Origin of the sequence: Streptantibioticus parmotrematis (assembly GCF_019890615.1) — a bacterium.
GTDB classification, from domain to species: Bacteria; Actinomycetota; Actinomycetes; order Streptomycetales; family Streptomycetaceae; genus Streptantibioticus_D; species Streptantibioticus_D parmotrematis.
The window spans coordinates 1-11202 of sequence record NZ_JAINVZ010000046.1; the positions used below are offsets into that span (position 1 = coordinate 1).

Consider the following 11202-nt stretch of genomic DNA (forward strand, 5'->3'; position numbering starts at 1 on the left):
GTCGCCGAGCACTACGGGATGATCGTCTCCGTCCACGACCTCAAGCCCGACCTGCCCGGCGACGCCGCGATGGCCCGCGACCGCATCCGGGCCGGCACCATGGGCGCCGAGGACGTGCTGCACGACCTGGGCGCGATCGGCATCACCTCCTCCGACGCCCAGGGCATGGGCCGCGCGGGCGAGACGGTGCGCCGCACCCTCCAGATGGCCGCCAAGATGAAGGCCGAACTCGGGCCCATGGAGGGCGACGGGCCGCACGACGACAACGCCCGCGTCCTGCGCTACATCGCCAAACTGACCATCAACCCGGCCATCGCGCACGGCCTGTCCCATGAGATCGGCTCGATCGAGACCGGCAAGCTCGCCGACATCGTGCTGTGGTCGCCGCGGTACTTCGGCGCCAAGCCGCAGCTCGTGCTGAAGTCCGGCTTCCCCGCCTACGGCGTCACCGGCGACCCCAACGCGGCCACCGACACCTGCGAACCGCTCGTGCTGGGACCGCAGTTCGGGTCCTACGGGGCCACCGCCGCCGACATCTCGGTGGCCTTCGTCGCGGGCGCCGCGGCCGACGGTGGCGACGACCGGATGCCGACCCGCCGCCGCAGGGTCGCCGTGCGCGGCACCCGGGGGATCGGCCCCGGGGACCTGGTGCTCAACTCCCGCACCGGCAGCGTCGACGTCGACCGCGACAGCGGCCTGGTCACCCTCGACGGCGACCCGCTGCGCTCCGACCCGGCCGACCGGGTCTCCCTCAACCGCCTCTACTTCCTGTGACCTCGACGCCTCGTCGGGCCGCCCCGCGTACTCCCGTTAAGGAACGATCCATGACCGTACTGCCCGCCGCCGACGGCTTCCGGATGCCCGCCGAGTGGGCGCCGCACGCCCGGACCTGGATGGCCTGGCCGTCGCCCAGCGTCACCTTCGACTCGGCCGACGACCTGGCCGCCTCCCGCGCGGCCTGGGGCGCGGTGGCCCGGGCGGTGCGCCGCTTCGAACCGGTCACCGTGGCCGCCGCGCCCGGTGACGCGGCCGGGGCGCGGGCACTGCTGGGCGCGGACATCGACGTCGCCGAGATCCCGTTGAACGACGCGTGGATGCGCGACATGGGCCCCACGTTCCTGGTCGGCGGGGGAGGGCTCGCCGCCGCCGACTGGGTCTTCAACGGCTGGGGCGCGCAGGACTGGGCCCGCTGGGACCTCGACGGCGAGGTCGCGGGCCACGTCGCCGCGCTCGCCGGGGCCCGCGTCTACTCCTCGAAGCTGGTCAACGAGGGCGGCGGCATCCACGTCGACGGCGAGGGCACCGTGCTGCTCACCGAGACCGTCCAGCTCGACCCGGGCCGCAACCCCGGCTGGACCCGCGAGGAGGTCGAGGAGGAACTGCACGCCCACCTCGGCACCTCCAAGGCGATCTGGCTGCCGCGCGGGCTGACCGCCGACTACGGGCGCTTCGGCACCCGCGGCCACGTGGACATCGTCGCCGCCTTCGCCCGCCCCGGCGTCGTCGTCGCGCACAGCCAGCAGGACCCGGCCCACCCCGACTTCGAGGTCTCCCGCGAGGTCATCGGCAGGCTGCGGGCCTCCACCGACGCCCGCGGCCGCGCCCTGGAGGTCGTCGAGCTGCCCGCGCCCACCGTGCTCGAAGCCGACGGGGAGTGGGTCGACTACTCTTACGTCAACCACTACCTGTGCAACGGCGGCGTCGTGCTGTGCGCCTTCGACGACCCGGCGGACGAACGGAACGCGGAGATCTTCGCGAAGCTGTTCCCCGAGCGCGAGGTGGTCCTCGTCGACGCGCGTGAGATCTTCGCGCACGGCGGCGGCATCCACTGCATCACCCAGCAGCAGCCCCTGGTGTGAGGACGCCGGGGCGGCGAACCCGAAAGGTCCGGCCTTGTCAGCACCGGCCGCCCGCCCGAGGCGACGCATGAAGCAGCCCCGCGAACAGGTGATGGCCGCCGCCATGGCGGCCATCGCCGACCGCGGGCTCGCCGAGCTGACCATCGCCGGGCTCGGCCGCGAGGTCGGCATGAGCAGCGGCCACATCCTCTACTACTTCGGCAGCAAGGACGAACTGCTGCTCCAGACGCTGGAGTGGAGCGAGGAACAGCTCGGGATCGAACGCCGCTCCGCGCTGTCGAAGCCGGTCCCGGCCCGCGAGCGCATCGACGCCTTCGTCGACCTCTACCTGCCGGACCGCCCGCGCGACCCGCGCTGGGTGCTGTGGGCCGAGGTGTGGAACCGCTCGCAGCCGGGCGAGGACGCCCTGCGCCGGCAGCTGGAGCTGGAACTGGTCTGGCACCGCGACCTGGTCGCGCTGGTCGCCGAGGGCATCTCGCGCGGCGAGCTGCGCGCCGTGGACCCCGAGCGCTTCGCGGTACGGGCACGGGCGCTGCTCGACGGATTCGGCACCCATCTGGTGGTCGGCCTGCCCGGCACCGACCGCGCCGAAATCCTCGGCCACGTAAAGGAGTTCCTGGACGACGCTCTGCTGTGAGCAACCGGCGGGCAAAGGGTCGGCCAAGGATCTACGCGCGTCATTCCCCATCTGGCACTCGTTCATATCGTGGACACGCGAGCGCATTACCCATGCACCCGTTCCTTGCGGACCCCCACCCAGGAGGAAGCGTGCTGCGATCCCGCGTCATCACCACGTCCCTGGCCGCCTGTGCCGCGCTGGCACTGGCCGCCCCCTACTCGTCGGCAGCGTCCGGCTCGTACTCCCTGATCGTCCAGCCCGACCAGGGCATCGCCCCGATCGACTCGATCATCAACTCGGCGGCCAAGAGCATCGACCTGACGATGTACGAGCTGTCCGACACCACCACCGAGCAGGACCTCGCCGCCCGCGCCAAGGCCGGCGTCACCGTCCGCGTCATCCTCGACCAGCGCGAGAAGTCCACCAACCAGGCCGCCTACACCTACCTCAAGGACAACGGCGTCGGCGTCGTGTGGTCGAGCACCACGTACTACTACACGCACGAGAAGTCGATGGTGATCGACGGCACCGAGGCCGTCGTGATGAGCGGCAACATGACCTCCGAGTACTACTCGGCCGACCGCAACTACTCCGTCACCGACACCGACAGCGCGGACGTCTCGGCCATGGAGACCGTCTTCAGCGCCGACTACGCCCACAAGGCGGTCACCCCCGGCGACGGCGACCACCTCGTGTGGTCCCCGACCGACTCGCAGAACCAGCTGGTCGCCCTCATCAACGGCGCCACCAAGAACCTCTACGTGGAGAACCAGGAGCTGACCGACACCGCCGTCGTCAACGCCCTGGCCGCTGCCGCCAAGCGCGGGGTCGCCGTCGAACTGGTCATGACCAACGACGAGAACCAGTACTCCAGCGAGTTCGACACCCTCACCTCGGCCGGCGCCAAGGTCAGCACCTACGCGGAGAACGCGCCGCTGTACATCCACGCCAAGGCGATCGTCGCCGACCACGGCACCTCGTCGGAGAAGGTCTTCGTCGGCTCGGAGAACTTCACCAGCACCTCGCTCAACGAGAACCGTGAACTGGGGATCATCCTCCAGAACAGCACCATCGGCGACGGCGTCGAGACCGTGATCGCCAAGGACTTCACCGGCGGCACGGCCTGGACCTCCTGAGGCCGGCGCGCACCACGGCCGCCGGTCCGGTGCCCCGAACCGGGCCCAACCGGTCGGCATGACCGCATTCTGAGACGAGAGGTCCAGCGGGGGCGGTCGTATGGCAGACTGCCCCCGTGTCCTCCGCCACGATTATTGGCTAGGCGCGCCGGTCCGCAGTGACCCCCACCGCGTACAACCTCCACCGCGGCGGGGACACCGTGCCCCAGACCCGCGCGCAGACCTCTCGCACCCGCGAGGGGTTTTTTCGTTTTCCGGCCATCCCGCCGGGCGGCGAGCGCGAGGCGACGGGGGCAAGTGGCATCGGGTCAACGACCTACGCAACAACCCGAGACATCCACGTCACCCGACAGGAGCCCACGACCATGACGGCCGTACCCGACGACAGTTTCCACGTCTTCGACACGACGTTGCGCGACGGCGCCCAGCGCGAGGGCATCAACCTGACCGTGGCCGACAAGCTGGCCATCGCCCGCCACCTGGACGAGTTCGGCGTCGGCTTCATCGAGGGCGGCTGGCCCGGCGCCAACCCCCGCGACACCGAGTTCTTCGAGCGGGCCCGCGCCGAGATCGACTTCCGGCACGCCGTCCTGGTCGCCTTCGGCGCCACCCGCAAGCCGGGCGTGCGCGCCGAGGACGACCCGCAGGTGCGGGCGCTGCTGGACTCGGGCGCCCCGGTGATCACCCTGGTCGCCAAGGCGCACGACCGCCACGTGGAACTCGCGCTGCGCACCACGCTGGAGGAGAACCTCGCGATGGTCCGCGACACCGTCACCCACCTGCGCGAGCAGGGCCGCCGGGTCTTCGTGGACTGCGAGCACTTCTTCGACGGCTACCGGGCCAATCCCGAGTACGCCAAGGCCGTGGTCCGCACCGCGCACGAGGCGGGCTCGGACGTCGTCGTGCTGTGCGACACCAACGGCGGCATGCTGCCCGCCCAGGTCTCCGCCGTCGTGCGCACCGTGCTCACCGACACCGGTGCCCGGCTGGGCATCCACGCCCAGGACGACACCGGGTGCGCCGTCGCCAACACCCTCGCCGCCGTCGACGCGGGCGCCACCCACGTGCAGTGCACCGCCAACGGCTACGGCGAGCGGGTCGGCAACTCCAACCTCTTCCCCGTCGTCGCCGCCCTGGAGCTGAAGTACGACCGCCGGGTGCTGCCCGAGGGCGCGCTCGGCGAGATGACCCGCATCTCGCACGCCATCGCCGAGGTCGTCAACCTCACGCCCTCCACCCACCAGCCGTACGTGGGCGTCTCCGCGTTCGCCCACAAGGCCGGGCTGCACGCCTCCGCGATCAAGGTCGACCCCGACCTCTACCAGCACATCGACCCCGAACTCGTGGGCAACACCATGCGGATGCTGGTCTCCGACATGGCCGGCCGCGCGTCCATCGAACTCAAGGGCAGGGAGCTGGGCTACGACCTGTCCGGCGACCGCGCGCTGGCCGGGCGCGTCGTGGAACGCGTCAAGGAACGCGAACTGGCGGGCTACACCTACGAGGCCGCCGACGCCTCCTTCGAACTGCTGCTGCGCGACGAGGTCGCGGGCGGCGCCGCGCGCTTCTTCCGCGTCGAGTCCTGGCGGGCCATCGTGGAGCAGCGCCCGGACGGCGCCCAGGTCAACGAGGCCACCGTGAAGCTGTGGGCCAAGGGCGAGCGCATCGTCGCCACCGGTGAGGGCAACGGCCCGGTCGACGCCCTCGACCGCGCCCTGCGGCACGGCCTGGAGCGCATCTACCCGCAGCTGGCCCGCATGGAGCTGGTCGACTACAAGGTCCGCATCCTCGAAGGCCGCCACGGCACGGAGTCCACGACGCGGGTGCTCGTCGCCACCAGTGACGGGGGAGAGGAATGGTCCACCGTGGGGGTCGGCGAGAACGTCATCGCCGCCTCCTGGCAGGCGCTGGACGACGCCTACACCTACGGCCTGATCCGGGCGGGCGCCCAGCCGCAGGGGTGAACCCGGGCGCGTCGGTCAGGCCATCGTGCCGAGCCGGTCCGCGGTGACCGGCTCGGCGTACGGCTCGCCCGCCGTCCACCGCTCCAGCTCGTCCAGGGCCGCGTACGCCAGGCGGGACAGCTCGGTGCCCAGGGAACCGGCGACGTGCGGGGTCAGCAGAACGTTCGGCAGGTCGTACAACGGGGAGCCCGCGGGCAGCACTTCCGGCTCGGTGTGGTCCAGCACGGCGTGCAGCCTGCCGCTCACCAGCTCCTCGGTGAGCGCGCCGGTGTCCACCAGTGAACCGCGCGCGGTGTTGACCAGCGTCGCGCCGTCCCGCATCGCCGCCAGCAGCTCCCGCCCGAACATCCCGCGCGTGGACGGCAGTTGAGGCGCGTGCAGGGTCACCACGTCGCTGCGGCGCACCAGTTCGGCCAGCCCCACCGACTCCGCGCCGGGCACACCGGTCACGTACGGGTCGTACACCAGCACCCGCAGGTCGAACGGCCGCAGCAGCTCGATCACCTTGCGCCCGATGCGCGAGGCGCCCACCACGCCGACGGTGCGGCCGTGGTTGCCGAGGCCCGCGAACGCCCGCAGTGTGTCCGGCGCGGCCCGGTGCTCCCGGTAGGCGGCGGCCGTGGCGATGACCCGTTTGCCGGAGAAGAGGATCGCCGCGAGGGTGAACTCCGCGACCGCGACCGCGTTGGCCGACGCCACGCAGCACACCGTCAGGCCGCGCTCCCAGCACGCGTCGGTGACATGCCCTTTGACGCTGCCGGCCGCGTGCACCACGGTCCGCAGCCGCGGCATCCGCTCCAGCGCTTCGGCGGTCAGCGGCGGACACCCCCAGCAGGTCAGCAGCGCCTCGGCGGCGGCCAGGCGTTCCGCGTGCGCGGGATCGGCGAAGTCCGTCACGGCGAGCGCCGGTTCGGCGTCCGCCAGGGTCAGCAGCCGGGCCCGCGCGGTCTCGTCGAGCAGCGCGTCCCGCACGTCCGGCGCCATCGCCAGCACGACCCCCGGCCGCCGCCGCGTCCCACCCATGCGCCCGCCCCCACCTCGTCCGGTCCACTGCCCGTGGCGTCCGCCCGCATCGTCGCAGGTTCGGTGACCAACGGCACACGTACCAGCCAGTAGCGTTACCGTGCGCTCGCTCTAGAGTGAGGGCCGGGTGGCGCCGCCGGGACGGCGGCGACCCTCACACCCCTCGATCCGACCAGGGAGACTGCATGCGCTCTCCGAAGGACTTCTTCCGGCCGCTGGCCGTCGGCGCCCCCGCCCCGGTACGCGAAGTGCCGTTCCGGCCGTCCCGGATGATCCACTTCTTCGACCCCGGCAACGAGAAGATGGCGGCCAAGGTCCCGGCCATCGCGCCCACCGTGGACGTACTGCTGGGCAACCTGGAGGACGCGGTCGCCGCCGACCGCAAGGAGGCCGCCCGGGCCGGTCTGGTGCGCACGGCCAAGGAGACCGACTTCGGCGACACCCAGCTGTGGACCCGCGTCAACAGCCTCGACTCGCCCTGGGCGCTGGACGACCTGATCACCCTGGTCACCGAGATCGGCGACAAACTCGACGTGATCATGGTGCCCAAGGTCGAGGGCGCCCAGGACATCCACTACGTCGACCGGCTCCTCGCCCAGCTGGAGGCCAAGGCGGGCGTGACGCGCCCGATCCTGGTGCACGCCATCCTGGAGACCGCCACCGGCGTCGCCAACGTCGAGCAGATCGCCGGGGCCAGCCCCCGCATGCAGGGCATCTCGCTGGGCCCCGCCGACCTCGCCGCCAGCCGCCGGATGAAGACCACCCGCGTCGGCGGCGGCCACCCCGGCTACCTGGTGCGCGAGGACCCGCACGCCGACGAGGTCGCCCCGCGCGCCACGTTCCAGCAGGACCTGTGGCACTACACCATCGCCCGCATGGTCGACGCCTGCGCCGCGCACGGGATCCTGCCGTACTACGGCCCGTTCGGCGACATCAAGGACACCACCGCCTGCGAGGACCAGTTCCGCAACGCCTTCCTGCTCGGCTGCGTCGGCGCCTGGAGCCTGCACCCGGTGCAGATCGACATCGCCAAGCGGGTCTTCTCGCCCGCCCCCGCCGACGTCGCCTGGGCGCGCAAGGTCATCGCGGCCATGGGCGACGGCACCGGCGCGGTGATGATCGACGGCAAGATGCAGGACGACGCCACCTACAAGCAGTGCCAGGTCGTCGCCTCGCTCGCGGACGCCCTCGCCGCCCGCGACCCCGAACTGCGCGACGCCTACGCCGCCGCCGAGAAGGAGACCCCGGCATGACCGACGCCGCCCCGCGCCCGCGCCGCTCCGTGCTCTACATGCCCGGGGCCAACGAACGCGCCCTGGAGAAGGCCAAGACCCTCCCCGTCGACGGGCTCATCCTCGACCTGGAGGACGCCGTCGCGCCCGACGCCAAGGCGGACGCGCGCAAGCGGGTCGCCGCCGCCGCGGCCTCCGGCGAGTACGGCCACCGCGAGGTCACCATCCGGGTCAACGGCCCCGGCACCGCCTGGCACGACGACGACCTGCGGGCGGCCGCCGAGGCCGGACCCGACGCGGTCGTGGTGCCCAAGGTGGACTCCGCCGCCACCGTCGTCGCCGTGGAACGCGCCCTGGAGGCGGCCGGCGCCCCGGACCGCACCGCGATCTGGGCGATGGTCGAGACCCCGCGGGCCATGCTGGACGCCCGCGAGGTGGCCGCCGCCAGCGAGCGGCTCACGGTGCTGGTGATGGGCACCAACGACCTCGCCAAGGAACTGCACGCCGAGCACGTCCCGGGCCGCGCCCCGCTGCTGACCGGTCTCTCGCTGGCGCTGCTGGCGGCGCGCGAGACCGGGCGGGCCGTCCTGGACGGTGTCTACAACGACGTGAAGGACATCGAGGGCTTCGAGGCGGAGTGCGTGCAGGGCCGTCAGTTCGGCTTCGACGGCAAGACGCTGATCCACCCGGCGCAGGTGGAACCCTGCAACCGGCTCTTCGCTCCCTCGCCCGAGCAGGTCGAGCGCTCCCGCCGGATCATCGAGGCCTTCGAGACCGCGACCCGCGAGGGCCGGGGCGTCGTCACGGTGGACGGCCGGATGATCGAGAACCTGCACGTGGACGAGGCCCGGCGGGTCCTCGCCCTGGCCGCGGCCGTGGAAGGCCGCTGACGCCGGGCCCGGCGGGGCGGCCGAGCCCAGGCCGCCGGACGGCCCGCGTCAGGGCCGACCGGGTGCCGCGCCACCCGGGCAGTTGCGTGGCGACCACCCAAAGATCCGGCCCGCGGGTGGTGCGATCGCTACAAAGGGAAGGACCTCGTGTGCATCACACGAGGTCCTTTCGCTACGGCCGACTGTGGGGTTCCTCCATGAACTCGCTCCCGACAGTGTGAGAACTCAACGCCGAGAATGACCACCTCACGCTCGTAAGGTCGATACATGACCGTTGTGGACGAGGTGCCGACCGGAGCGAGTGACACGCGCGGGCGGGTGGCGGAGTTGCACGCCATCCGGCAGCGGGCGCGGCGCGGGCCGAGCGACCGGGCGACCGAGGCGCAGCACGCCAAGGGCAAGCTCACCGCTCGCGAGCGCATCGAGCTGCTGCTCGACGAGGGCTCGTTCACCGAGATGGAGCCGCTGCGCAGGCACCGGGCCACGGGCTTCGGCCTGGAGGAGAAGAAGCCGTACACCGACGGCGTGATCACCGGCTGGGGCACCGTCCACGGCCGCACGGTCTTCGTCTACGCGCACGACTTCCGGATCTTCGGCGGCGCGCTCGGCGAGGCGCACGCCCAGAAGATCCACAAGATCATGGACAAGGCGATCGCCGCCGGTGCCCCGCTGGTCTCGCTCAACGACGGCGCCGGCGCCCGCATCCAGGAGGGCGTCTCCGCGCTCGCCGGGTACGGCGGCATCTTCCAGCGCAACACCCGCGCCTCCGGTGTCATCCCGCAGATCAGCGTGATGCTCGGCCCCTGCGCGGGCGGCGCGGCGTACTCCCCGGCGCTGACCGACTTCGTCTTCATGGTCCGCGAGACCTCGCAGATGTTCATCACCGGCCCCGACGTGGTGCAGGCGGTGACCGGCGAGAAGGTCTCGCAGAACGGACTGGGCGGCGCCGACGTGCACGCCGAGACCTCCGGCGTGTGCCACTTCGCCTACGACGACGAGCAGTCGTGCATCGAGGAGGTGCGCTACCTGCTCTCGCTGCTGCCGCAGAACAACCGGGAGAACCCGCCCGCCGCCGAGACCAACGACCCGGCAGAGCGGCGCGGCGACGTGCTGCTCGACCTCGTCCCGGCCGACGGCAACCGCTCCTACGACATGCGCAAGGTCATCGAGGAGATCGTCGACGAGGGCGAGTTCCTGGAGATCCACGAGCGCTGGGCCACCAACATCATCGTGGCGCTGGCCCGCCTCGACGGCCAGGTCGTCGGCATCATCGCCAACCAGCCCGCCTCGCTCGCCGGGGTGCTGGACATCGAGGCGTCCGAGAAGGCCGCCCGCTTCGTCCAGATGTGCGACGCGTTCAACATCCCGCTGGTCACCCTGCTCGACGTCCCCGGCTTCCTGCCCGGTGTCGACCAGGAGCACGGCGGCATCATCCGGCACGGCGCCAAGCTGCTGTACGCGTACTGCAACGCGACCGTGCCGCGCATCTCGCTGATCCTGCGCAAGGCCTACGGCGGCGCGTACATCGTCATGGACTCCCAGTCCATCGGCGCCGACCTGACCTACGCCTGGCCCACCAACGAGATCGCCGTGATGGGCGCCGAGGGCGCCGCCAACGTCATCTTCCGCAAGCAGATCGCCGAGGCCGACGACCCCGACGCCATGCGCGCCGCGATGGTCAAGGAGTACAAGGCCGAGCTGATGCACCCGTACTACGCGGCCGAACGCGGCCTGGTGGACGACGTCATCGACCCGGCCGAGACCCGCGAGGTCCTCATCCGCTCCCTCGCGATGCTGCGCACCAAGCACGCCGACCTGCCGTCCCGCAAGCACGGCAACCCACCGCAGTGACGGAGACATCCATGAGCAGCGACACCGCAGCAGTCGTCCGCGTGACCAGGGGCCACGCGGACGCGGAGGAACTGGCCGCGATCACCGCGGTCCTCCTCGCCCGCGCGGCGGCGACCCGCGTCGCCGACGCGCCGCTCGCCCAGCCCCGCGACATCGCGCACTGGCGCCGCCTGGAGCGCGCCCCCGGCTTCCACGCCCCCCACAGCTGGCGAGCGGTCGCGTAAGCGACAGCCTTTTCCCGGCATGCGAAGGCCCCCGCATTTCTTGTGCGGGGGCCTGTTCTTTTTGCTTTTGCTTTTGCTTTTTGCCTTTTGTCTTTTGCTTTTAGGGGCGCGGGGAACTGCGCGCTCAACCGGCCACTGCCGGTGGCCGCCCAACTGCCATGAGTGGCAGGACAGTTGGGCTACCCACCGGTCCGCTGTGGCTGGTCGCGCAGTTCCCCGCGCCCCTGAAAAGACAAAAGACAAAAGGCAAGGGTCAACGGAGACGTGCCATCAGGGCGTGCTCTACCAGGGTGATCAGGGTGGACTTCGCTTCGCCCCGATGCCTCGCGTCGGTGGTCATGATCGGGGTTTCCGGGCCGATCTGAAGGGCCTCGCGTACCTCGTCGGGGGTGTACGGCTGGTGG

Annotated in this window: 10 protein-coding genes and 1 pseudogene; 9 read left to right on the forward strand and 2 right to left on the reverse strand. The window is 71.5% G+C overall.

Annotated features, from left to right (window positions below):
- From K7472_RS31860 to cimA, 5 genes are all read left to right on the forward strand, one after another.
- Positions 1-774 (forward strand): amidohydrolase family protein (locus K7472_RS31860; RefSeq protein ID WP_222982694.1); only part of this gene is annotated, 774 nt, incomplete at its 5' end.
- A 50-nt stretch (positions 775-824) separates the two neighbouring features.
- Entirely contained in the window at positions 825-1859 is a 1035-nt protein-coding gene (locus tag K7472_RS31865) for an agmatine deiminase family protein (RefSeq protein WP_222982696.1), read from the forward strand.
- A 67-nt stretch (positions 1860-1926) separates the two neighbouring features.
- Entirely contained in the window at positions 1927-2496 is a 570-nt protein-coding gene (locus K7472_RS31870) for a TetR/AcrR family transcriptional regulator (protein WP_222982698.1), read from the forward strand.
- 131 nt (positions 2497-2627) lie between these two features.
- Entirely contained in the window at positions 2628-3614 is a 987-nt protein-coding gene (locus K7472_RS31875) for a phospholipase D-like domain-containing protein (RefSeq protein ID WP_308014179.1), read from the forward strand.
- Between the two features lie 365 nt (positions 3615-3979).
- Positions 3980-5578 (forward strand): citramalate synthase, encoded by a 1599-nt coding sequence (cimA, locus tag K7472_RS31880; protein WP_222982714.1) that lies wholly within the window; start codon positions 3980-3982, stop codon positions 5576-5578.
- A gap of 15 nt (positions 5579-5593) precedes the next feature.
- Here the strand turns inward: cimA and K7472_RS31885 are convergent, their stop codons facing one another.
- Positions 5594-6601 carry a hydroxyacid dehydrogenase gene (locus tag K7472_RS31885; protein WP_222982716.1) on the reverse strand — a complete coding sequence of 336 codons (1008 nt, stop codon included), beginning with the start codon at positions 6599-6601 and terminating at the stop codon, positions 5594-5596.
- Between the two features lie 185 nt (positions 6602-6786).
- Here K7472_RS31885 and K7472_RS31890 point away from each other — a divergent pair, with 185 nt between their 5' ends.
- The 4 genes from K7472_RS31890 to K7472_RS31905 all read left to right on the forward strand — a co-directional run bounded on the left by K7472_RS31890 (position 6787) and on the right by K7472_RS31905 (position 10798).
- Complete coding sequence (locus K7472_RS31890; protein WP_222982718.1) at positions 6787-7854, forward strand: HpcH/HpaI aldolase/citrate lyase family protein; 1068 nt, start codon at positions 6787-6789, stop codon at positions 7852-7854.
- On the forward strand, positions 7851-8723 hold the full coding sequence (locus tag K7472_RS31895) for an HpcH/HpaI aldolase/citrate lyase family protein (RefSeq protein WP_222982720.1): 873 nt from the start codon (positions 7851-7853) through the stop codon (positions 8721-8723). The genes K7472_RS31890 and K7472_RS31895 overlap by 4 nt, the downstream gene beginning before the upstream one ends.
- Before the next feature lie 267 nt (positions 8724-8990).
- Positions 8991-10574 (forward strand): acyl-CoA carboxylase subunit beta, encoded by a 1584-nt coding sequence (locus K7472_RS31900; RefSeq protein ID WP_222982722.1) that lies wholly within the window; start codon positions 8991-8993, stop codon positions 10572-10574.
- A gap of 11 nt (positions 10575-10585) precedes the next feature.
- Positions 10586-10798: an acyl-CoA carboxylase subunit epsilon gene (locus K7472_RS31905; RefSeq protein WP_222982724.1), complete on the forward strand. Its 213-nt coding sequence runs from the start codon at positions 10586-10588 to the stop codon at positions 10796-10798.
- Between the two features lie 253 nt (positions 10799-11051).
- Here the strand turns inward: K7472_RS31905 and K7472_RS31910 are convergent.
- Positions 11052-11202: pseudogene (locus K7472_RS31910) on the reverse strand (ATP-binding protein); the annotation flags it as partial.

Excerpts from the sequence above, each read along its gene's own strand:
- K7472_RS31900 (WP_222982722.1), top strand. The coding sequence starts at position 8,991 with ATGACCGTTGTGGACGAGGTGCCGACCGGAGCGAGTGACACGCGCGGG.
- K7472_RS31870 (WP_222982698.1), top strand. The coding sequence starts at position 1,927 with ATGAAGCAGCCCCGCGAACAGGTGATGGCCGCCGCCATGGCGGCCATC.
- cimA (WP_222982714.1), top strand. The coding sequence starts at position 3,980 with ATGACGGCCGTACCCGACGACAGTTTCCACGTCTTCGACACGACGTTG.
- K7472_RS31890 (WP_222982718.1), top strand. The coding sequence starts at position 6,787 with ATGCGCTCTCCGAAGGACTTCTTCCGGCCGCTGGCCGTCGGCGCCCCC.
- K7472_RS31895 (WP_222982720.1), top strand. The coding sequence starts at position 7,851 with ATGACCGACGCCGCCCCGCGCCCGCGCCGCTCCGTGCTCTACATGCCC.
- K7472_RS31885 (WP_222982716.1), bottom strand. The coding sequence starts at position 6,601 with ATGGGTGGGACGCGGCGGCGGCCGGGGGTCGTGCTGGCGATGGCGCCG.
- K7472_RS31865 (WP_222982696.1), top strand. The coding sequence starts at position 825 with ATGACCGTACTGCCCGCCGCCGACGGCTTCCGGATGCCCGCCGAGTGG.
- K7472_RS31905 (WP_222982724.1), top strand. The coding sequence starts at position 10,586 with ATGAGCAGCGACACCGCAGCAGTCGTCCGCGTGACCAGGGGCCACGCG.